We start from the raw sequence: 22,622 nt of genomic DNA on the forward strand, positions 1-22,622 counted from the left end.
CAGGGCGGGGGGGGGGGGGGGTAGTGCTTGTATTTACTACACTTAGAGATTTTTTGTTCTTCTTTGACAGTAGTGCCAAGACGAATCGACAGACCAAGGTCTACAGCAAATAACCCAACTGACATCGTTGCCATCCCATCAAGAAGCCATCAGATACGTACGGCAGCATGTAAATTGTATGGTAATTGCCACATAATACCGTAAAACTTTATAAAAGCAACAAGTAAATTCCTCAAGTGCCCGCGTGTGTTGGTGGCATTCCGTCACACGCGCGTCAGCCAGCCGTGGGCATCCTCGCCCTCGCCGGTGGTGACTGCGAAGAACCGGTCCTGGATCTCTTTCGTGACCGGACCGCGGGATCCGCCGCCCACGGTGATGCGGTCGATGGACCGGACCGGCGTCACCTCCACGGCGCTGCCCACGAAGAAGACTTCGTCGGCGATGTAGAGCATTTCCCGGGGGATGTCCTGTTCGACGACCTCGAACCCGGCGTCCTGCGCAAGCGTCATGACGGAGTTGCGGGTTATGCCACCGAGGACCGAGGCCGCCAGGCTGTTCGTGATGACCCGCCCTTCCTTCACGACGAAGATGTTCTCGCCGCTTCCCTCGCTGATCAGGCCGTCGGTGTTCAGGGCTATGCCCTCGCTGTACCCGTTCTCAATGGCCTCCATGCGGATCAACTGGGAGTTGAGGTAGTTTCCGCCGGCCTTCGACAGGGCGGGGTGGGTATTCGGCGCGGGTCGGGTCCAGGACGAGATGCACACGTCCACGCCGTTCTCCAGTACGTCGTCGCCGAGATAGGCGCCCCAGTCCCATGTACCGATGGCGACTTCCACAGGGCATCCCAGGGGGTCGACGCTGAGCAGGCCGTACCCGCGGTAGACGACGGGACGGACGTAACAGGACGTGTGCTTGTTGGTCCGGATGGTTTCCAGTACCGCTTCGCTGATTTCTTCTCTGGAGTAGGGGATTTCGACCCGGTAGATCTTGCAGGAATCGAAGAGCCTGTCCACGTGCTCCTGTAGCCGGAATACCGCGGATCCCTGTTTCGTCTCGTAGCAGCGCATGCCCTCGAAGAAACTCGAACCGTAATGTACCACGTGGGAAAGTACGTGGATCTTTGCGTCTCGCCAGGGTACCAGTTTCCCATTGAGCCAGATGTATTCGGCCTCCGGCAGGGTGGCCATCGAGGTCTCCTCTCTGCGGTTCGGTTCGCGCCTTGCAATCCGGTGCAATCTGGCGCAAACTAGGGGGCGAACCCCCCGTTGTCAAGGGCAAAAGGCCTTGACACCCTCTTCGCGAACCCCCTAGCTTACCCCATGACGCAATCGGAAAATGACGCGGTGTTCATGCGCCAGGCGCTGGAGCTTGCGGCGAAGGGAATCGGGCGGACCAGTCCCAATCCCATGGTGGGTTCCGTGGTCGTCCTCGACGGCGGCGTCCTGGGCCGGGGATACTACCGGGAATATGGCGGGCAACATGCCGAGCCGCAGGCGCTCGAGGAGGCCGGCGGCCGCGCGCGTGGGGCCGAGTTGTACGTTACCCTGGAGCCCTGCTGTCACCAGGGCAGTACGCCGCCGTGCACGGACGCGATCATCGCATCGGGCATCGCCCGGGTCCACGTCGCCATGACCGATCCGGACAGGCGCGTGTCCGGCAAAGGGATCGAACGCCTGCGCGCGGCGGGCATAGCCGTGGAGACGGGCCTCCTGGAATCGGAAGCGCGAGAGCTGAACACGGCCTACATACACCACCGGGAGACCGGTCGGCCCTTCGTGCTGCTCAAGCTCGCCCAGACCCTGGACGGCCGCATCGCCACGCGGAACGGCCAGTCGCAGTGGATCACCGGGGAGGACGCGCGGAAACGGGTACACCTGATGCGCAGCCGGGCGGACGCCGTGCTCGTGGGGATCGACACCGTGCTGGCGGACGACCCACGGCTCACGGTCCGTCACGTGGACGGGCGCCAGCCCCGTCGAATCGTGCTCGACAGCCTGGCCCGGACTCCGCTGGACGCACGGATATTGAACGGAGAAGCGCCGGCGACCATATGCGTTACGGACGCGGCGGACGCGGATCGGATCGACGGTCTGAAAGGGGCGGGCGCCGAGGTGCTCGTTCTGCCTGCCGGGGACGGATCCATTCCGCTGGAGCCACTCAAAGCGGCGCTTGGATCGGCCGGGATCGTGACCCTCATGGTAGAGGGCGGCAGCCGCGTCGCCACTTCCTTCCTGCGGGAAGGAGCGGTCGACCGGATCGCCTGCTTCGTCGCGCCGCGCATACTGGGCGCGGGGATTCCATCCATCGCCGATCTGGAACTGGACGACCTCTCCAGGGCCATAGATCTGCGGGATACGCGGGTGGAACAACTGGGCGGCGATTTTCTCATCACGGGAACGCCGGGGTACGCCTGAAGAGATCGAGGGCATGCCGCCAAGCGCGTCTGGTGAGATCATGGGCGGCCTTCGCTAAAGGGAGTTTGAACCATGTTCACGGGTATCGTTGAAACCACGGGCGCGGTACTGACGCTAGACGGCGACCGGGACGGCCTGAAGCTGACCGTTGAGGCGCCGGCCATGTCGGCCGGATTTCAGCCGGGCGACAGCGTCGCCGTGAACGGTGTCTGTCTGACCGTCGTGGATACCGCGGACGAGGTATTTTCCGTGGAGATCGTACCAGAGACGGTCTCCCGGACGACCTTCGGCAATCTGGGGGTCGGAGACCGGGTCAACCTGGAGCGGCCGCTGCGCCTGTCGGACCGCATAGACGGCCACCTGGTCCAGGGACACGTGGACGGCGTGGGACGCATCGCGGCGCGGGAAGAGCGGGGCAACAGCCTGTGGTACGAGGTGGAAATCCCGGACGATCTGACCCCCTTCGTCATCGAGAAAGGGTCCGTCGCGCTGGATGGAATTAGCTTGACAATCGCCAGTCTGACGGGTAATTTGGCAGCCGTGTCGATCATACCGCATACCGCGTCGATCACGACGTTCGGCAACAGGCGGAGCGGTGATGAAGTGAACATAGAAGTGGACATGGTCGGCCGGTACGTCGCGTCCCTTTTGCATTCCGGCTGGAACGTAGATCCTAGCGAGAAACCGGGGTCATCATCCATTACCGAAGCCTGGTTGAAAGATACGATGTAGCGCAGGCGATACCCGGCGACGGTTCGAGCACAGACCGGGACGCTTCGTTTCCGGGTGACCGAAAAACGGTTGAGCCGCATGTCGTCCCCCTTTAGTACCATCCCGGATGCCATCGAAGAAATCAGGGCCGGGCGCATACTGATCGTCATCGACGACGAAGACCGCGAAAACGAAGGTGATTTCATCATGGCCGCCGAAAGGACGACTCCGGCGGCCATTAACTTCATGGCCCGTTACGGCCGGGGACTGATCTGTCTTCCGACCACCCGCGAGCGCCTGGAAGAGCTCAAGGTGCCCGCCATGGTCGGCGAGGAGGTCAACACGGCGCTGCTGGGCACCCGGTTCACCGTATCGGTCGACGCCGTCAACGGTACGACCTCGGGCATATCGGCGGCGGACCGCGCCGAGACGGTCCAGGTGTTCGTCCGTCCGGGCAGCAGGCCCGATGACCTGGCGCGGCCGGGGCATATCTTTCCGCTGCAGGCCTTCGACGGCGGCGTATTGCGCCGGGCCGGACACACCGAGGCCACGGTCGACCTGATGCGGCTCGCCGGGCTCTATCCGGCCGGCGTGCTCTGCGAGATCATGGACGATGACGGGTCCATGGCCCGTCTTCCCCGCCTGGTCGAGATCGCGAACGATCATGACCTGAAGATCATCACCATCAAGGACCTGATCGAATACCGCCGGCGCAGCGAGAAGCTGGTAAAGCGGGTAGTCACGACGACCATTCCGAGCAGATACGGGGAGTTCGAGTCCCACCTCTACGAGGACGAACTGACCGGCGATCATCACGTCGCCCTGGTCAAGGGCAGGGTGGACGGTGAGCCGAACGTGCTGGTCCGCGTACACTCCCAGTGTCTTACGGGAGACGTTTTCGGGTCCATGCGATGCGATTGCGGCGACCAGTTGCAGCAGGCACTGAAGCGCATCGCCGCCGAGGGAAGCGGCGTGCTGTTGTACATGCGACAGGAGGGCCGGGGCGTCGGACTGGCCAACAAGCTCAGGGCTTACGCCCTCCAGGATCAGGGCCATGATACGGTGGAAGCGAACCAGGCGCTGGGTCTGCCCGTGGACGCGCGCGACTATGGGATCGGATCCCAGATCCTGGCCGACCTGGGTCTGACCACGATCCGGATCATGACCAACAACCCGTCCAAGCGGGTCGGGATCGAGGGCTATGGCCTTCAGGTTACGGAACGCGTCCCGCTGCAGACTTCGCCGAACCGGCACAACGTGGGTTATCTCAAGACCAAGCGCGGCAAGCTTGGCCACCTGCTCGACCTCGACGAGTCGCCGGACGACGTCGGCTTCGACAGCCTGCTTTGATTTCGCGCCTGCCGCGCGGGCCTTGCCCGCCATGCAGGCCTTGTTGACCGGATGATTCTGAAAAACCGCTGACCTGCGGACGGGAACGCGGGCGCGGACGGAAATGATGTGCAAGGAGCAAGTTCGGATGGGCGTGATCCGCAAGGAGCGAGTTCGTGACGAATTTGATTGAAGGCAGCCTGGTGAACGGCGCGACGGACCGGTACGGCATCGTCGTCGGCCGTTTCAACGGCTTCATCAGCGAATCCCTGCTGAAAGGCGCGCTGGACGGGCTCCGACGCCACGGAGTCGATGACGATCGGATCGACGTGGCCTGGGTGCCGGGCGCCTTCGAGATCCCGCTCGTGGCCAGAAAGATGGCGGGAAGCGGGAGTTATGACGCCGTGATCTGCCTGGGTTGCGTCATCCGCGGCGCCACGCCTCACTTCGACTACGTGGCCGGGGAAGCAGCCAGGGGGATCGCGGCCGCGGGCCGGGACACCGGGGTCCCGGTGATCTTTGGCGTGCTGACCACGGAAAACCTCGAACAGGCCATCGAACGCGCCGGTACGAAAGCGGGCAACAGGGGATGGGACGCCGCGCTGGCCGCCCTGGAAATGGCCGACGTGATGCGCCGGCTGAGCGGATCGGGCGGTCCGGGCGAGTCAGGCGAACCAGGGGACTCGGCGTGAACGCGCGCGCGGCGGAACGGCGCCTGGGCCGTGAACTGGCCCTGCAGTCGCTGTATCTCGCCGAACAGACCGGAGGGGATCCCGGCAAGGCCCTTCCCAGGCTGCCGGGATGGTCCCTGGCGCCGCAGAATACCCGGCGTTTCGCCGAGATGTTGATCGATCGGCTCGGGCAGCACCACGAGACCGTGAACCGGCACATCACCGCGGTGGTGCGGCACTGGGACCGGGACCGCGTGGCGCGCATCGACGACTGCATCCTCCGGCTGGGCGCCTGCGAACTCATTGCCTTTCTCGATATACCGACGGCGGTTTCCATCAACGAAGCGATCGAGCTGGCCAAGAAGTACAGCACGGAACAGTCCGGGGGGTTCGTCAATGGCGTCCTGGACGCCGTGGCGGCGAGACACCTCGCGACGGCCGAGCAAACCTGATCCTGCCTTATCGGCATACCAGCGTATGCACAGGAATGAACCCGAAAAGTGCGATACGGCATTCTGTCCGACATACATGGAAACCTGGAAGCGCTGGATGCCGTGCTCGAAGCGCTGGAAGAAGAGCGCATAGACCGATACCTCTGCCTGGGCGACATGGTCGGGTACGGAGCCAGTCCCAATGAGTGTCTCGACCGCGTAATCGGGCTGACGACGGACGTGATCGCCGGCAATCACGATCATGCCGCGATCGGGAAACTGGATATCGCCACGTTCAACCACTTTGCGGCGGAAGCGGCCCGGTGGACGCGGCGGCAGCTCACACCCGCGGGACGGCGGTACCTGGCCGAACTGCCCTACACCCGGCGAATAGGCGATCTCTACGCCGTCCACGCGAGCCCCGACAACCCTGGAGCATGGCATTATCTTACGTCGCTCGGGCGCGTGATCGAAGGGTTCGAGGCGCTGCCCGGCGGCATATCGGTTTGTGTCCTGGGCCATACGCACTCGCCGGGCATTTTCGAATCGAGTACCGCGGAGAATCGATGCCGGGAGGTTCCGGCCCGCACACATCCCCTGGCGCCGGAGAACAGATACATCGTAAACGTCGGCAGTGTCGGTCAGCCGCGGGACGGTGATCCCAGGGCGGCTTACTGCGTGTTCGACGCGGGCGAGAGACGGCTCGAAATAAAGCGGGTTCCCTACGACATGGAGACGGTGCAACGAAAGATCCGCGACGCCGGGCTGCCGGACATGCTCGCCGAACGCCTCGCGCACGGCAGATGAGCAGCGGCTTATTCGCCCGATGACAGCGTCTCGCCCGCTGACGGCGTCTCGTCCCGATGGAGAACAGCATCTTGTCCGATGAAGAACAGTGTGTCATCCCGATGAACAAAGAACCTTAAAGGGGAATATCAGCACATGCCCGTGTTTCGCGTCGTTTTCATGATCGGCACGGCGGCCGCATTTCTCATCTCGCTGGCCGTGTATACGAAGACCATCGCTCCCACCGTACCCTTCTGGGACGGGGGCGAGTTCATTGCGGCTTCTTACATCCTGGGCATACCTCATCCGCCCGGCTCTCCCCTTTACATCCTGATCGGCCGGCTCTTCACCATGCTGCCCGACCTGGGCATGGGTATCGCCTGGCTGGTGAATTTCTCTTCGTGCCTGTTCAGCGCCCTGACCGTGACGGCCGTTTACCTGGTCGTCGTGAAAACCGTTACGCTCAACCGGGACCGGGATGGACTGACCGGGTACGAGAGCGTGATCATCTGTTGCAGCGCATTGACAGGCGCGCTCCTGCTGGCGTTTTCAGATACGTTCTGGTTCAACGCGGTCGAAGCCGAGGTCTACGCGCTTTCCATGTTGATCATGATGGTCTGCACCTGGGCGATCCTGCACTGGATCGAAAACCACGAGCAGAGCGGCAGCGAGCGATATCTCTTCCTGATCGCCTACCTGGCTTTTCTCGGTATCGCCGTGCACATGTTCACCATGCTGGTCCTGCCTGCCGCGTTTCTGAGCGTTGTCTATACGGACCGGGTCATCCGGTCAAACAGGAAACTGATTCTGCTCTGTGCGGTCATGGGCCTTATCCTGTTCAGCGTCGTAGCCTCCATCGACGTGTTCTTCCTCGCGGTTCCGCTCGCCATTGCCGGTCTGGCGCTTTCCAGGGGACGGCTGCCTTGGGGCTTCCCGGCACTGGCGTTCGTCCTGTCCGTCGCCGTGATGTTTTTCGGACTGGAAGGCGTCGGCTCGTACAACGGACTTCCGCTGCTCGTGATCGGCGGATTCGAGGCCACCTGGGGAACGGTCATGTTCAGCGTGGCGCTGGTGAGCCTCGGCCTCGCCCTGGCCTCCGCGACGGCCGACGATGCGGGCCGGTACAAGTGGCCTTTCTGGATCATCGTGCTCTGTCTCGCCGTACTGGGATACTCCGTGAACTTCTACGTGCCGATACGGGCGGCGCAACAGCCGGTAATCAACGAGAATGATCCGTCGAGCTGGGCTAATTTCGAGGGATTTCTGGAGCGAAAGCAATACGGCCAGGAGGGCATGCTCGAATCGATGTTCAATCGCAAAGGCAGCTGGTCATCCCAGTTCGGCAACGGCGAAAACATAGGATTCTGGCGTTTCTTTTCCCGGCAGTTCAGCGATCCCGGCTTCCCCTACTGGCTCTTCCCCGTTCTGCTGATCGCCCTGGGAATCCTCGCCCAGGCGGAGCGCGACCGCCGAAGCATCCTGTTCCTGGGCGGGATGCTGCTCACGTGCAGTCTCGGCCTCATCCTGTACATGAACTTTTCAGACGGTACCCGGGGCATACAACGCGAGGTGCGCATCCGGGACTATTTCTACACGCCCGCCTTCGTCTATGCCTCGGTGCTGATGGGCATAGGGATGAGGTCGCTGCTGGGACAGATCTCTACGTGGCTGCATCGATTCCGGTTGCCCATGGAAAGAGGCACCGCGGGAATCGCCGTGTTGTCCATCGCCCTTCCGCTCGTTCCTTTCACCTATCACTACGAATCCCACTCCCGCGAGGGCAACTACATCCCGTACGACTACGCGTACAACATCCTGCAGTCGTGCGACGAAAACGGGCTCATCTTCACCAACGGCGATAACGACACCTTTACACTCTGGTTCCTCCAGGAAGTGGAAGGCATACGCAAGGACGTGCGGGTGATCAATCTCAGCCTGCTCAACACGAACTGGTACATCAAGCAGTTGAAATACCAGGAGCCCAGGGTACCGATCGCGCTGGCCGACGAGACCATCGACGCGCTGAGCCTCCAGCGCTGGGACGACAGGGAGGTCGAGATCGCCGGGATGACGTGGACCGTACCGAGGGCCGGTACGCTTGGAGAAGATATCGGATATCTCAGGGTGCAGGATCTGATGGTTCTGCACATCCTGGAACAGAACAACTGGGAGAAACCCGTCTTTTTCGCCGTGACCGTCCCATCGGAGAACGACGTGGGCCTGGACGGGCACATGCAGATGGAAGGCATGGCATGGCGGATCGTGCGGGACCCCAACCCCGAACTGATGGACCTCGACAGGACCCGGCACAATCTGTGGAACGTCTATCAGTATCGCGGCATAGCGGATCCGGAGGTATACAAGGACGAACAGGTCAGCACCCTCCTGCGGAATTACACCGTGTCCTTCCATCAACTGGCGCTCAACCGCTGGAAAAGGGGTGAAATCGATCAGGCCATTGCCGCCATCGAGAAATACCTGGAGTACGACATCACCAACGGGGTGCTCGAGCGATTGATGCTCATCCAGTTTCACGCCGACAAGGGCATGTTCGCGGATGTCGAGCCTTATGCGTTCGAGCTGGCAGGTGAATACAAGACTTTTGACGGGTATACGGCCCTGAACCAGGCCATGCAAAAACAGGGACGGGTCGAGGAGGCCATCGCCCTGCTTGAACGCGGTGTGGCGACTTTTCCCGAATCTACCGCGGGGTACGATCAACTGGTAAGTCTCTACTACCAGCGGGACGATACGGAGCGCGTGCTGGAGACCCTCGAAAGGTGGCAGCGAATCGCACCGGGAGATTCGGTCGTACAGGCCATGATCGACGAACTGAAGGAGGCCGGCGACGCGGGCGGACCCTAGGCGGACCGGTCCGTGGTCCGCACACGGGGCGGCAGGGCTCCGCGCGGGACAGCAAAGCTCCGCACGGGACGCTAAGGCTCCGCTGGTTTCCGCGGCCTCGCGGCGGGAGTGTTGCCGGTTCAGGTAAATGCGCATTCTGATCATCAACTGGCGGGACATCCGCAACCCGGAAGCGGGGGGCGCCGAGGTGCACCTGCACGAGACGTTTTCGCGGATCGCCGCGTCGGGACACCAGGTTACCCTGCTTTGCTGCCGATTCCCCGGCGCGACGGATTTCGACCATGTAGACGGGATCGAAATCATACGATCCGGCGGGAAGTGGACGTTCAACCTGGCCGTTCCCCGGTTTTGCCGACGGCACCTCGCACACCGTTCATACGACGTAATCATCGAAGACATCAACAAGATCCCGTTTCTGCTGCCCTGGTTCGTGAAGGAAACCCCGGTGATGGTCCTGCTGCACCATCTGTTCGGAACCACGTTCTACCGCGAAACCAATCCGGTATTCGCGACCTACCTGTATTTCATGGAACGGCTGATTCCCTGGGTCTACCGGGGGTGTCCCTTCGAAGTCGTATCGGGAAGCTGCCGCGACGAACTCGTCGGCATGGGGGTTTCGGCGGACAGCATCAGCGTCGTGCACAACGGACTCGCCGCCGGGATCATGGATGCGCCGGACCGCATGGACCGCCCGGCCGCGCCGGGCCGCAAGGAACCCGGGCTGATCGTATATCTGGGCCGTCTGAAGAAGTATAAGAACGTGGACCACCTGATCCAGGCCTTGGCGATTGTCCGCGAGGAGGTTCCCGGCGCCCGCCTGCTGATCGCGGGGACGGGGGACAGGCGGGCCGCGCTGGAAGCGCTGACCCGGTCCCTGGACCTGGAGGGGGCGGTTGAATTCGCCGGATACGTATCGGAATCGGAGAAGATCAGCTTGCTGACGCGGGCTGAGGTCGCGGCGTATCCGTCCAGCAAGGAAGGATGGGGGATTACCGTGATAGAGGCCAATGCATGCGGTACGCCGGTGGTAGCCACCCGCGTCTCCGGGCTGCGGGACGCCGTGGTCGACGGGGAGACCGGCCTGTTGACGCCCCCGGGGGACCGAAAGGCGATGGCGCGCGCCCTGATCGGCCTTTTGCGGGAACCGGATGAGCGGGAGCGGCTCGCCCGAAACGCTCAGGCAAGGAGCAGGCGTTTCACCTGGGACGAAACGGCCCGTCAGACGATCCAGGTTATCCGGCGTACCATGGGGGAAAGCGCAGATGCCCGGTGAGCATCTGGAGAAGCGGGAGGACAGGGTGGATGTTTCCGTCGTAGTCCCGCTGTTGAACGAGGCGGAGAGTCTTCCGGAACTGCACCGGCGGATTGCGGACGCGCTGGAAGAGGCCGGCGCGTCATTCGAAGTGATCTTCGTCGATGACGGCAGCCGGGACGGGTCCTTCGAGACCATACGGCAGCTCAGGGAAGACGACGGCCGGGTCAGGGCTATCCGGTTCCGCCGCAACTATGGAAAGTCCGCGGCGCTGGCCGTCGGTTTCGAAGCGAGCCGCGGCGATGTCGTCGTGACCATGGACGCGGACCTGCAGGATGACCCGGCGGAGGTTCCCCGCATGGTCGACCTGCTCGGGCAGGGATCCGATCTCGTCTCGGGGTGGAAGAAAGACCGAAAGGATACTCTTTCGAAAAGGCTTCCTTCGAAGCTGTTCAACCTGGTTACCGGAATCGTCTCCGGCCTGCGGCTCCACGATTTCAACTGCGGCTTGAAAGCCTACCGGCGAGAGGTCGTGGAGAATATCCCCGTCTACGGCGAACTCCACCGTTATCTGCCGGTACTGGCGCACTGGGCGGGTTTCCGCGTCACGGAAACACCGGTGCTGCACCATCCAAGAAAGCATGGAAGCAGCAAGTTCGGCATGGGCCGGTTTACCCACGGACTCTTCGACCTGCTGACCGTGTACTTCGTATCGAATTACACCCGGCGTCCGCTCCATCTATTCGGTTCCTTCGGCCTGTTGTCTTTCGTCACGGGATTGGGCATCGCACTCTATCTGACCTGGCTCTGGCTGAGCGGTGTCGGCATCGGGACCCGGCCCCTCCTGCTGTTCTCCGTACTCCTCATGGTCCTCGGCATCCAACTGGTCTCCATGGGCCTGATCGCGGAAATGATCGCCCACCAGGCCCGGCGCACGGAAGATTACGCCGTCCGGGAACGGCTGGGATGATATCATGGCACGCTCCCGGCACGGCCGGATCTGTTTTTTCGGCACCTACGAACGTGACTACCTGCGCAACCGCACGCTCGTCGAAGGCCTGAGAAGTTCGGGCTGGCAGGTGCAGGAATGCCACGTGCCCCTCTGGGAGAAGGAACGCGACAAGACCGGCGCGTACCTGGGACTGTGCTCACTGGCATTTCGCGCCGTAGAACTGAAGCTGGCCTACCTTCGGCTGCTGCTGAAGTATGTTTTCACGGTTGGAAACTACGATATCATGGTGGTCGGGTACATCGGCCATTTCGACATGCCGCTGGCGTGGCTGCTCACCAGGCTGCCGCGGCGCCCCCTCGTTTTCAGTCCCCTGATCTCCCTGTACGATACCCTGGTCAACGACCGCCGCTCCTTCGCGGCCGGCACGCTCATGAGCCGGCTTCTGCGGCGGCTGGACCGGTGGACCTGCGCGAGGGCGGATCTCGTGCTCCTGGATACGGACGCCCACATCGGTTACTTCGTGGATACTTTCGGTCTTCCGCGCCACAGGTTCGCACGGGTATTCGTAGGCGCGCCGGAGTCGGACGCCCTACCCTGTGCGGCCGGTGAAAAATCGCCGGATGACAGGGAGTTCCAGGTTGTCTTCATCGGCAAGTTCACGCCGTTGCACGGACTGCCTTCTATGCTGGAAGCGGCGCGGCGGCTCCAGGACGAACCGGACATCGTCTTTCATTTCATCGGATCGGGACAGTTGAGCGATGAAATGCACGAGACCGCGCGCAGGCTGGCTCTCGACAACGTCCGGTTTACGGAATGGATTCCCTACGAAATGATTCCGCGGTACCTGCAGGGAGCAGGCGTATGTCTCGGGATTTTCGGCACGACAGATAAGGCAGCCCGTGTTATCCCGGGGAAAGTTTTCATCGCGCTTTCCCTGGGCAAGGCGGTCATCACGGCGGATACCCCGGCCATCCGGGAGCTGTTGACCGACGGTGAAAGCGCGGCGGTTTGCGGGCGGGGAGACCCCGATGCGCTGGCCCGTGCCATCAGGGGATTGTATGAAGACCGGGAACTGCTGGACAGAATCGCCGAGGGAGGCCGCCGCGTCTTCCGCGACCACGCTTCTACGGAGCAGGTCGGCCGGTCCGCGTCTATTGTGCTGGAGAAGTTGATGACGGGAAGTGTCTGATACTTTTCGATAGCCCCGAAGTCCAATTCGTTAAATCTCTATTTGACACCTTAATCGACACGATAAATGACAATGTTTGAAAATACCTCAAATATCTGTTAAATATTCACTTGTACTTAAAATGTGAACCGTTTTTCTAAGCGTTTCAGCCTGACTTGACAGGTTATCTGACCACAAATCAGACATATGGTTTGTATTCCGATTCGATCCCTCACAGCGACTTCACCATGACGACGGCGTCCTCCACCGGATTCGAATAATAGGACTTTCGCAGGGCGACAGAGCGGAACCCCAACTGCCTGTACATCCCGCGGGCCGCTTGATTCGATTCGCGGACTTCCAGGGTACAGTTGGCACACTCTCTCCGGACCGCCTCCTCCAGCAGCCAGGCCATCATGCCGTTCCCTATACCCCGACGGCGGTGGCCAGCCTCGACGGCGATGTTGGCCACGTGCACCTGATCCGCCACGGTCCACCCCACCAGGAAACCGGCAACAGACTGTCCCGTGACAGCGACGATGGTGACGGAAACATCCGACGTCATCTCGTTTAAAAACGCCGTTTCGGACCAGGGAGCGGGATAGGAAGCCCGTTCTATGGCCAGGACCTCGGAGAGATGCTCCCGGGTCATTTCATGTATGACGAAAGCGCTCGTCTCTGGCATGGGTCAGTCCGTCGACGGTTCGGACCGGCCGTGGGAGGCGGAGGAGGTATCGGCCGCCGGGGAACGCGCGGGCCGCGATGGCGGCTGTTTGGCGAAATCCGCTCTTCTCAGGTACAGGGGTTCGAGTTCGTTCAGGGATGCGTGCTCATCCCGCCTGAGGCTGTCCATGCCGAGAAACGTGGTGGACGAGGCCAGCAATCTCCCCGTACCCGGCGGCGCGAAACGGGCCCGGTCACCGAGCACGGCGGCGATGCCCGGACGGTACGCATCGACTCCGCTGCCGACGAGCACCACCGTATCCTCAATCGATGCGACCACGTCTTCAAGGAGACGCACCCTGTAATCGCTGAGCCGCGCCGGCCGGCCCTCGCCCGTTTCGTACCGGGCTTCGTAGACCTGGCCCCTGCGGGCATCCGTCAGCACGTGGACGGGATAGCGGCTGAACGGCACCTGGAAAGCGATGGCGTCGAGCGTGGGCACGGCGGCGACAGGCCGTTTCGTAACGTAGGCAAGCCCCTTGACCAGGCTCAGACCCACCCTGAGCCCGGTATAGGACCCCGGTCCGATCGAGATCGCGAATCCATCCACGGCGGACCATTGCAGGTCCAGTTCCCCCATGGTGCGCTCCAGGATCGCGGGCAGCTGTTCGGCGTATACGGCGCCGATCTCCAGCGTCGCATCGGCCATCACCTCCTGATCCCGGATCACGGCTATCCCGGCGGAGGCGGAAGAAGTCTCCAGTCCCACGACAATCATAATCGGTTTCCTCTAGAAACGCAGCTTCGTCAGCAGCCATCCCCCGATCAACAGAACGAAGATGGGGGCAATATCGATCCGCACATTGGTTTTAGGGATGGCGATGGGCGGAATGATCCGTCTGAAGGGCGCCAGGGCCGGTTCCGTAAGCCAGGTCAGCACGCGGACGAGCGGCGCGGACGGATCCGGGTTGAACCAGGACATCACGGCGCGAATGACGATCAGGACCAGGTATATACGAAGTAACTGAACAAGGATCATGTCAATCCTGCATCAGGGCTGGAACCGCTTCCACAGCATCGCGAACGCATGGGAACTGTAGCGACGGGCGCGCCCGTTGTCAACGGTGAAGATGGCGAAAGAGGAGCCCGAGACCACCATACCGTGGTTACGTTCCCATCGCACCGGTCCGGAACGGCAAGTAACCTCTGGCGCGGCGCCGTTCCGTCTTCTATTTTACGGGATTTGTACGGTCGATACCTGGCGGTGGCGGGCGGCTTATATCTTGGCGAAATCCGTGGCGGGGAAAGGACGGAAAATGGCGGACATTCGGGTCGACGGGAGCAGGCTGCGATCGTTCACGGCCGCGGTCTTCGAGAAGGCGGGACTGCCGGTCGAAGACGCGGCCATCGAAGCAGAGGTGCTGGTCTGGGCCAATCTGCGGGGAGTGGACTCCCACGGCGTTCAACGCGTCGCCGGGTATGTCCGCTCGGTGGAGGCGGGACACTACAATCCCCTGCCGGATATCCGGATCGAGCGGGAAACACCCGCCACGCTGCTCATCGAGGCGGACCGCGCCTTCGGGCCCGTGGTGACGACCTATGCCATGAATCAGGCGATCGGCAAGGCCCGGACGGCGGGCATCGGCTGGGTGCTTATCCGGAACACGACCCACCAGGGGGCCATGGCGTACTACGCGCAGATGGCCGCACGGGAGAACATGGCGGGGGTCGCATCCGTCTGCAACCCGCCGAACATGGCGCCGCCGGGGGCCCGGGCGCCAGGGGTGCACAACAGTCCCATCGCCATCGCCGTGCCGGGAAGCCGCATCCCCTTCATCTCCCTGGATATGGCCACGAGCGTAGCCGCCTTCGGCAAGCTGGACGTAGCCGTGGACCGGGGCGAATCCATCCCGGATACGTGGGCGCTGGACGAGGACGGCCATCCGACGACGGACCCTCGCAGGGCCCGGTTCCTTCGTCCGACCGGCGGTTACAAGGGCTACGGCCTGGCGCTGATCTTCGAATGCCTGTCGAGCCTGATGGTGGGGAACCCCCTGCTGACGGCCGCCATCACGGGTCCCGGCGCCCGGCCCGGCGTGCAGAACAGCTTCATCGGTGCCATCGATATCGCCGCCTTTACCGATCCTTTGGCGTACCGGGAAAGTATAGACGACCTCGCGGCGGCCATGAAGGGATTGCCGCGCGTCGAGGGCGTAGACGAACTCTTCGTGCCCGGGGAGCCGGAGGAGCGGGTGTATCGGGACCGCATCGAAAACGGCATACCCCTGCCGCCGGGCACCCGGGAAAAGCTCAACGAAGTCGCGGTTAAATTTTCGTTGCAGGTACCCTGGGAGGCATAGATGGATCGACGGACGAAAGTATCCGGGGAACGCGGGTGTGATCCTGGTTTTCAGTTTCGGGCCGGCCGTGATTCGGGATGGCGGTTCGTGCAGAACAACTCGTTGAGCGTCATGGAATAAAACCACTTTGGAGAACAAGTGCATGACCAGTGACTGGGGCTATTCGGAAGAAGGATTAAAGCACTACACCGCCTGTCGGGCCATCGGTCCTATCGTGGTGGACGGACGTCTCGACGAACCGTCGTGGCGGCTGGCGGAACGGTCGCCGCGCTTCGAGGATCTGGAGGAGCCGGGCCGGCCGGCGCTGTTCGACACGCGGGCGGCGGTGCTATGGGACGACGACTATCTGTACGTGGGGTTCTGGGTGGAGGAGCCCGACGTGCGGGCGACGTACACGGAGCGCGATTCCATGATCTGCGAGGAAAACGACGTGGAGGTCTTCATCGCCGGGGAAGACGCCTACTACGAGTTCGAACTGAACGCCCTGGGCACGATCATGGAGCGGTTCTACGTGTGGCAGGAGGCCTACGTGGAAGCCGGTTACGGCGCGATTCCCGAATTCGACCTGCAGGGCACCGACCTGGTGGATACCCTCGGGGGAACGAAGACGGGCCATGCCCACCCCCGCGGGCGCCGCTGGGCGTTCCGCGAATGGGATATGCCGGGGCTGAAGTGGGCGGTACACGTGGACGGCACCATCAACGATCCGACGGACAGGGACCGCGGGTGGACCGCGGAGATCGCCTTCCCCTGGCTGGGACTGAAGCACCTGGCGGACGGGCGTTCGCTGCCGGCCCGGGAGGGCGATACGTGGCGCATGGATTTCTCCCGTTTCCACTGGATCGAGGAAGGCGGTTTCAAAACGTGTCCGGGATGGGCGTGGACCAGTCACGGGATCTATGATTCGCACATCCCCGATCGTTTCACCGTGGTTCATTTCACCGAGAAGGCGGTGGGTGGGAACGGCGCGCATGCGGATGGGGCGTGCGGAGAAGGAGAGTGTGATGGGCAGTGAGACCCCCTCGACTGTACCGAAGACCTTGAAATACCCTTGTCCCAGGGCCCTGGCCACCGTGGTCGTGGACGGCCGCCTGGACGAGGCATCGTGGCGGCGCGCGGCGCGGTCTCCTCGTTTCAGCGATCACACGGGCGCCCGTGCCCTGTTCGATACCGAGGCGGCCCTGGCCTGGGACGACCGAAATCTCTACGTCGCATGCTGGCTGGAGGACCGCGACATTCAGGCTACCCGGAAAGAGGCAGGCCACGAGGTTCGCCAGGACAGCCACGTGGGCGTGCTGGTCACCGGTTCCGGCGCGTACTACGACCTGGCGGTGAATCCCCTGGGCGCCACATCGGAAATGGTCTACGTATGGAAGGAGGCCTGCCGGGACGACGACCGGTTCCACGTACCGGAATTCGACCTGGCGGTCCATCGGCCCGAGGTGCTGGGCGGCCACACGCGGACCGACATCCGCGCCATGCGGTGGGCCTTTTCGGACTGGAATTTACCCGGCTTGCAGGTCGGTGTGCAGGTGGATGGCGACCCGAAGAGAAGGGACCGGGCCGATAAGGGCTGGACCGTGGAGTTGGCCCTGCCGTGGGACGGTCTCAAGTGGCTGGCCGATGCGCAGACTGCGTCGCCCGCCGCAGGGGACGTCTGGCGCGTCAGTCTGATTCGGCGGCAGGTGATCGACCAACGCGGTCATCGCTGGCAGGCCACCTGGACCTGGCAGCCCCTGGTCATCGTGGACGGCCTGATGCCTGAAACCCACCTGGAGTTGGAGCTTGCCGAATAGATTCCTGAGACTTTGACAAGAGTATTCGTGGCGCCTGGCCGCACCAGAGAGAGCCGGGGCTGACAAGGTGACGCGCCAGGTCAGTTCCGGCGCATGAATCCCGAGAAGAAGTCGTTGCCCTTGTCGTCCACTACGATGAAGGCGGGGAATTTCTCCACCTGTATGCGCCAGATCGCTTCCATGCCCAGTTCGGGGTACTCCACCAACGAGACCTCCCGGATGGAGTCCTTCGCCAGCCGCGCGGCCGGCCCGCCGATGGACCCGAGATAGAATCCGCCGTGCTTCTTGCAGGCGTTGGTGACCTGGACGGACCGGTTCCCCTTGGCGAGCATGACCATGCTGCCGCCGGCCGCCTGGAACTGGTCCACGTAGGTGTCCATTCGGCCCGCCGTCGTCGGGCCGAATGATCCCGAAGCGTAACCCTCCGGCGTCTTGGCCGGTCCCGCGTAGTAGACGCACAGGTCCTTGAAGTACTGCGGCAGGTCCTCGCCGCCGTCCAGCCGTTCCTTGAGCCGGGCGTGGGCGATGTCCCGGGCGACGATCATGGGGCCCGTCAGGGAAAGGCGCGTTGCGACCGGGTAGCCGCTGAGCGCGGCGCGGATCTCGGACATGGGCCGGTTCAGGTCGATTTCCACCACGTCGCCGCCGAGGGTTTCGTCCGCGACCTCCGGCAGGAACTTCGACGGTTCGGTCTCCAACCGTTCCAGGAAGATGCCGTGCCGCGTGATCTTCGACAGGATCTGCCGGTCGGCGGCGCAGGAAACGGCGATGCCCACCGGACACGAAGCGCCGTGCCGCGGCATGCGGACCACCCGCACGTCGTGGCAGAAGTACTTCCCGCCGAACTGCGCGCCGATGCCGATTTCCTGGCTCATCTTCAGCACCTTCGCTTCCATTTCGAGGTCGCGGAAGGCCTGGCCGTACTCATTGCCCTCGGTCGGCAGGGTGTCCAGGAAACGCGCGCTCGCCAGCTTGGCCACCTTCAGCGTGTATTCCGCCGAGGTGCCCCCGACCACGATGGCCAGATGATACGGAGGACATGCCGCCGTGCCGAGGATGCGGAGTTTCTCGTCTACGAATTCGAGAAACCGGTCCTCGTTCAGCAGCGCCCGGGTCTCCTGGAAGAGGAGGCTCTTGTTCGCCGATCCCCCGCCCTTGGTCATGAACATCAGCTTGTACTCGTCGCCCCGGTCCGCGTAGATCTCGATCTGGGCGGGCAGGTTGGTCCGCGTGTTCGACTCCGTGAACATATCGAGAGGCGCCTGCTGGCTGTACCGCAGGTTGGTGCTGAGGAAGGCGTTCATGGTCCCCTGCGAGATGGCGGACTCATCGTCCCCTTCCGTCCACACGCGGTTGCCCTTCTTGCCCGTGACGATGATCGTGCCCGTGTCCTGACACATGGGCAGGATGCCGCCGGCGGAGATGTTGGCGTTCTTCAGCATCTCCATGGCGACGAAGCGGTCGTTGTCGGACGCTTCCGGGTCGTCGAGGATCTTGCGCAACTGGGCGAGGTGTTCGGGACGCAGCAGGTGGGAACTGTCCCGGATGGCCTGGTCCGCGAGCAGGATCAGGCCATCCGTATCGACCTTGAGGATGTCCCTGCCTTCGAAAGTTCCCGTTGAAACATGATCACTGGTAAGCAGACGGTACGGTGTCGCGTGCTTGCCCAGGGGCAGGAGCTCGCGATGGACGTAATCGTTCAAGCCGGGTGTCTCCTCACACGAAGCTCACGTCGACGGTTTCGAAGCAGGTGCGATGGGCGTCGCATTCCGCGGGTCCCACGACCTTGTCATCGGGACCGATGCCCGACACGGAACGGACGCACCAGAATGAGCGGCCGGGTTTTTCCTCGGTAAGGGTCCGGTCGTTCTTCTCCGCCGTGTAAAACGATTTCGTCCTCAGGAACCGGCATACGGGTTGTGCCATGATAGACTCCTTGCTTGCGCCGCAGGAGAGCTGGACGGCCCGGACAGCCGGACAATCTGGGCTGCCGACCGCCCGGAACGCCTCCTGTACCGCCTACGACGCCAGGGCCAGAACGGCCTGTTTTACGAGGTTCTTCGCGATCTCCACCTTGTAACCGTTGTGCGGCATGGGCGCCGCGTCTTCCACCGCCGCCTCGGCGGTGCTTTCCGCCCGGGCTTCGGTGATCCGCCGGCCCCTGATGTAATCTTCCGCCTCGACGGCGCGCCACGGAATGGGCGCCACGCCGCCCAATATCAGGCTGGCCCGCTCGCAGGTCCCGTTCACGACGGTCATCTGGGCGGCAAGGCTGACGAGAGCGAAATCGATGGACTCCCGCTCACGCACCTTGAGGTACATGCCCCTGCTGTTCGCCTCCGGTGTCGGCACCGTGATTTCAGTCACGATCTCGTTGGGGCGAAGGATGTTCTCCCTCCGGATGTTCATTTCGGGCAACGTGAAGAAATCGTCCATGACGACTTCGTTCCCGCCACGGGGACCATGGATCTTCACCGTGGCGCCCAGGGCCATCAGCGCCGGGGCCGCATCCGAAGGATGGACGATGTAGCTCGGTCCAGATCCGAAAATGGCGTGGTAGGTATTGACCCCGCCCACCGCGTAGCACCGCGCCCCGCCCTTCTTGAGACAGGGGAAGTCCTCGCTGCGGTAGTACCAGCACCGCGGCCGCTGCAGGATGTTCCCGGCCAGGGTGGCCATGTTGCGGATCTGCGGCGAGGCGATGACGGCAACCGCCTGGCTGAGCGCCGGGTAGTCCTGAGAAACGGCGCTATGCGTCAAAACGTCCGTCAGGGTCGTCAGGGCGCCGATCCGCAGCCCGGCCTCATCCTGGCGGATGTAGTCCAGACCGTCAATGGTCTTGAGGTTGACCACGCGCTTCGGGACCGCGGCGTAGTCCTTCATCTCGCCGACCAGGTCCGTGCCGCCCGCCATGACCACCGCGTCGTCCCAGCTACGGCCGAGAAGGGAAGGCACCTGCTCTATCGACGTCGCGTTGACGTAGGAAAAGTTCCGCATGGATCAGCCCTCCTTCACTGCGGCCAGCGCGCTGAGCACTTTGTCGGGGGTGAACGGCATCTCCCGTATCCGGGCACCGCAGGCGTTGTAGATGGCATTGGCGATGGCGCCGGGGGTCGGGATCGTGGCGGGTTCGCCGATGCCGATGACGCCTCGTTCCGGTTCGTCGTACCTGAGAATCTCGATTTCGGGGATGTCCGTGGAGCCCATGAGCTTGTAGTCTTCCAGGTTGGCGTTGACCATGTAGCCCGTCGCGGGATCCATGATGCGGTTCTCGTACATGCCGTAACCGATGCCCATCAGGACGCCGCCGTTTACCTGGCTCGCCCACGTGAGCGGATTCAAAATCATGCCGCTGTTGTGGACGGCCACGACCCGGTCGACCTTCACCAGGCCGGTCTCGGTGTCCACGCTGACTTCGACGAAGTGCACGCCGGGCACGCCGCTGTCCGAGTAACCGGGCAGCCACTGGCCGTGGAAGAAGATGGGCTCGTCCCCGAGCTGGGCCGTCGCCTGCTGCCACGTCATGCTCTTAGAGGGATCGCTGCCCACGAACACGTTGCCGCCCGAGGCAACCAGTTCGCCGGGTTCCACGCCGAACCTGGGCGCGATCTTCTTGAACAGCTCGAGTTTCGCCAGCATCGTCGTACCCTTGATGGCGGGGGAGACCGACGCGGCCGTGGTGCTTCCACCGCTTCCGCCCGAATAGGGGTAGTTTGTGTCGCCGATTCCGACGGTGATGTCTTCCATTTTCAACCCGAACTCTTCGGCCGCGACCATGTGCACCAGGGTGAGCGTCCCGGTACCGATGTCCTGCGTGCCGCATTTTACCTCGACGCTCCCATCCGGGTTGATGGTACACTCGGCCTGCGTCCTTCCGCCGCCGCCGCCCCACCGGGCCGATCCCACGCCCATGCCGGTCTTGATCCGGCCGGTCCCTGAATTGGGCGTGGCGCTCCGGCGGGTCTTCCATCCGATGTGCTCCGCCCCCATGGCCACCATGTTGCGCCGCGCTTCATTCGGATCGTTCATCTGGCGGATGTCGATGGGGTCCATGCCCAGCGCCTCGGCCATTTCGTCCATCATGGATTCCATGGCGAAGGCCGCCTGGGGGTGTCCCGGCGCGCGCTGGGCGGCCATCGGCCCGGCGTTGGTGAACACGCTCGTCTGTTCGATGCGGTAGTTGGGGATCTCGTACAGGTACGGCGCACCGGGTATGTTGGCGCTTCCGGCGACACCGGGCGTGCCGTAGTTGGACCGCTCGTAGGCGACCAGCTTACCGTCCCTCGTCGCCCCCAGCTTCACGTGCTGTACGGCGGAGGGCCGGTTTCCGGTGGCCAGGTGTTCTTCCTTGCGCGTCAGCATCAGTTTCACGGGCGCTCCGGCCTTCCGGGCGAGCAGGGCGCAGATCACGCCCTCTTTGCGGGCGCCGAACTTGGCGCCGAATCCACCGCCCATGAACTCCGTGATCACGCGCACGTTCGTTTCGGGGATGCCGAAATGCCCGGCCAGTTCCCCGCGGACACTGAATACGCCCTGCGTGGAGGCCCAGACCGTCAGTTTGTCGCCTTCCCACTGGCACACGTTGCCGTGGGTCTCCAGCGCGATGTGGGACTGCACCTGGCATCGGAAGGTGGCCTCCAGGGTCACGTCGGCCTGTGCGAATCCCGCCGCGATGTCGCCCTGCTCGCCGACCCTGGGCTCGCCTACGTTTCCGCGGTCGCTGTGCACCTGGGCCGCGTCCGGGTCCCGCGCCGCGTCTTCGTCCACGACGAAGGGCAGCACCTCGTAATCCACGTCGATGGCGTGCAGCGCGTCTTCGGCGACTTCCGGCGTCGTCGCCGCCACGGCCGCGATTTCCTGTCCGGCGAACCGGCACTCCCGCGAGAATACGGCGGGGTCGTCGCCGGGCAGCACCACCACCCTCACGCCGGGCAGTGCCATCGCCCGGGTGGCGTCGATGCGATTGATCCGGGCGCGGGGATGGGCCGACCGCAGGATGCGTCCGTAGAGCAGGCCCGGCAACTTGATGTCGGCCGTGTACTTGGCGCGCCCGGTGACCTTGTCTACCGCGTCCACGCGGGTATGGGGCTTGTTGATATAAGTGTTCTTCGAAAGATCGCCCCAGCCGCCTTCGCCGGTGTCGGGGACTTCAATTTCAATTTCCCTGGGTTCACCGTCTTCCTGGATGGTGATCTTGACCTTCTTCATCTTCTGCTGCATGGCC

21 protein-coding genes are annotated in these 22,622 nt (G+C 63.1%); 13 read left to right on the forward strand and 8 right to left on the reverse strand.

Annotated features, from left to right (window positions below; all coding sequences use genetic code 11):
- Positions 1-263 precede the first annotated feature (263 nt).
- A complete protein-coding gene (locus tag OXG98_10020; protein MCY3772339.1) occupies positions 264-1,187 on the reverse strand; it encodes a branched-chain amino acid transaminase in 924 nt (307 codons plus the stop codon).
- A gap of 132 nt (positions 1,188-1,319) precedes the next feature.
- Between OXG98_10020 and ribD the strand changes: the two genes are divergently transcribed.
- The 10 genes from ribD (at position 1,320) to OXG98_10070 (ending at position 12,600) form a co-directional block, all read left to right on the forward strand.
- Positions 1,320-2,414: a bifunctional diaminohydroxyphosphoribosylaminopyrimidine deaminase/5-amino-6-(5-phosphoribosylamino)uracil reductase RibD gene (gene ribD / locus OXG98_10025; GenBank protein ID MCY3772340.1), complete on the forward strand. Its 1,095-nt coding sequence runs from the start codon at positions 1,320-1,322 to the stop codon at positions 2,412-2,414.
- 72 nt (positions 2,415-2,486) lie between these two features.
- On the forward strand, positions 2,487-3,146 hold the full coding sequence (locus tag OXG98_10030; GenBank protein ID MCY3772341.1) for a riboflavin synthase: 660 nt from the start codon (positions 2,487-2,489) through the stop codon (positions 3,144-3,146).
- 78 nt (positions 3,147-3,224) lie between these two features.
- Positions 3,225-4,475 (forward strand): bifunctional 3,4-dihydroxy-2-butanone-4-phosphate synthase/GTP cyclohydrolase II, encoded by a 1,251-nt coding sequence (locus tag OXG98_10035; protein MCY3772342.1) that lies wholly within the window; start codon positions 3,225-3,227, stop codon positions 4,473-4,475.
- A 155-nt stretch (positions 4,476-4,630) separates the two neighbouring features.
- On the forward strand, positions 4,631-5,146 hold the full coding sequence (gene ribE, locus OXG98_10040) for a 6,7-dimethyl-8-ribityllumazine synthase (protein ID MCY3772343.1): 516 nt from the start codon (positions 4,631-4,633) through the stop codon (positions 5,144-5,146).
- Positions 5,143-5,577 carry a transcription antitermination factor NusB gene (gene nusB / locus OXG98_10045; GenBank protein MCY3772344.1) on the forward strand — a complete coding sequence of 145 codons (435 nt, stop codon included), beginning with the start codon at positions 5,143-5,145 and terminating at the stop codon, positions 5,575-5,577. The genes ribE and nusB overlap by 4 nt, the downstream gene beginning before the upstream one ends.
- Before the next feature lie 48 nt (positions 5,578-5,625).
- A complete protein-coding gene (locus tag OXG98_10050; protein ID MCY3772345.1) occupies positions 5,626-6,363 on the forward strand; it encodes a metallophosphoesterase family protein in 738 nt (245 codons plus the stop codon).
- A 135-nt stretch (positions 6,364-6,498) separates the two neighbouring features.
- The gene (locus tag OXG98_10055) at positions 6,499-9,207 is read left to right on the forward strand and encodes a DUF2723 domain-containing protein (GenBank protein ID MCY3772346.1); all 2,709 of its coding nucleotides are present in this window, start codon (positions 6,499-6,501) and stop codon (positions 9,205-9,207) included.
- Between the two features lie 127 nt (positions 9,208-9,334).
- Complete coding sequence (locus tag OXG98_10060; GenBank protein MCY3772347.1) at positions 9,335-10,480, forward strand: glycosyltransferase family 4 protein; 1,146 nt, start codon at positions 9,335-9,337, stop codon at positions 10,478-10,480.
- Entirely contained in the window at positions 10,470-11,429 is a 960-nt protein-coding gene (locus OXG98_10065) for a glycosyltransferase family 2 protein (GenBank protein MCY3772348.1), read from the forward strand. The genes OXG98_10060 and OXG98_10065 overlap by 11 nt, the downstream gene beginning before the upstream one ends.
- A 4-nt stretch (positions 11,430-11,433) precedes the next feature.
- Entirely contained in the window at positions 11,434-12,600 is a 1,167-nt protein-coding gene (locus OXG98_10070) for a glycosyltransferase (GenBank protein MCY3772349.1), read from the forward strand.
- A gap of 211 nt (positions 12,601-12,811) precedes the next feature.
- Here the strand turns inward: OXG98_10070 and rimI are convergent, their stop codons facing one another.
- The 3 genes from rimI to OXG98_10085 are packed head-to-tail and all read right to left on the reverse strand — an operon-like array spanning position 12,812 to position 14,281.
- Positions 12,812-13,264: a ribosomal protein S18-alanine N-acetyltransferase gene (rimI, locus tag OXG98_10075; GenBank protein MCY3772350.1), complete on the reverse strand. Its 453-nt coding sequence runs from the start codon at positions 13,262-13,264 to the stop codon at positions 12,812-12,814.
- Positions 13,265-13,267: 3 nt separating this feature from the next.
- Entirely contained in the window at positions 13,268-14,020 is a 753-nt protein-coding gene (gene tsaB, locus OXG98_10080) for a tRNA (adenosine(37)-N6)-threonylcarbamoyltransferase complex dimerization subunit type 1 TsaB (protein MCY3772351.1), read from the reverse strand.
- Between the two features lie 12 nt (positions 14,021-14,032).
- Positions 14,033-14,281, reverse strand: coding sequence for a YggT family protein (locus tag OXG98_10085; protein MCY3772352.1), 249 nt, complete (start codon positions 14,279-14,281; stop codon positions 14,033-14,035).
- Between the two features lie 277 nt (positions 14,282-14,558).
- Here OXG98_10085 and OXG98_10090 point away from each other — a divergent pair, with 277 nt between their 5' ends.
- From OXG98_10090 to OXG98_10100, 3 genes are all read left to right on the forward strand, one after another.
- Positions 14,559-15,602, forward strand: coding sequence for an Ldh family oxidoreductase (locus OXG98_10090; protein ID MCY3772353.1), 1,044 nt, complete (start codon positions 14,559-14,561; stop codon positions 15,600-15,602).
- 142 nt (positions 15,603-15,744) lie between these two features.
- Positions 15,745-16,617, forward strand: a complete 873-nt coding sequence (locus tag OXG98_10095) for a carbohydrate-binding family 9-like protein (GenBank protein MCY3772354.1) — start codon at positions 15,745-15,747, stop codon at positions 16,615-16,617.
- Positions 16,607-17,398 (forward strand): carbohydrate-binding family 9-like protein, encoded by a 792-nt coding sequence (locus tag OXG98_10100; protein MCY3772355.1) that lies wholly within the window; start codon positions 16,607-16,609, stop codon positions 17,396-17,398. Before OXG98_10095 ends, OXG98_10100 begins: the two co-directional genes overlap by 11 nt.
- 80 nt (positions 17,399-17,478) lie before the next feature.
- Here OXG98_10100 and OXG98_10105 read toward each other — a convergent pair whose 3' ends face one another.
- From OXG98_10105 to OXG98_10120, 4 genes are all read right to left on the reverse strand, one after another.
- The gene (locus OXG98_10105; protein ID MCY3772356.1) at positions 17,479-19,101 is read right to left on the reverse strand and encodes a fumarate hydratase; all 1,623 of its coding nucleotides are present in this window, start codon (positions 19,099-19,101) and stop codon (positions 17,479-17,481) included.
- Between the two features lie 13 nt (positions 19,102-19,114).
- Positions 19,115-19,324, reverse strand: a complete 210-nt coding sequence (locus OXG98_10110) for a hypothetical protein (protein ID MCY3772357.1) — start codon at positions 19,322-19,324, stop codon at positions 19,115-19,117.
- A 93-nt stretch (positions 19,325-19,417) separates the two neighbouring features.
- On the reverse strand, positions 19,418-20,395 hold the full coding sequence (locus OXG98_10115; GenBank protein ID MCY3772358.1) for a xanthine dehydrogenase family protein subunit M: 978 nt from the start codon (positions 20,393-20,395) through the stop codon (positions 19,418-19,420).
- A 3-nt stretch (positions 20,396-20,398) separates the two neighbouring features.
- Positions 20,399-22,618: a xanthine dehydrogenase family protein molybdopterin-binding subunit gene (locus OXG98_10120; GenBank protein MCY3772359.1), complete on the reverse strand. Its 2,220-nt coding sequence runs from the start codon at positions 22,616-22,618 to the stop codon at positions 20,399-20,401.
- Between the last annotated feature and the right edge of the window lie 4 nt (positions 22,619-22,622).

Source organism: Gemmatimonadota bacterium, assembly GCA_026706345.1.
Classification (GTDB): Bacteria; JAAXHH01; JAAXHH01; order JAAXHH01; family JAAXHH01; genus JAAXHH01.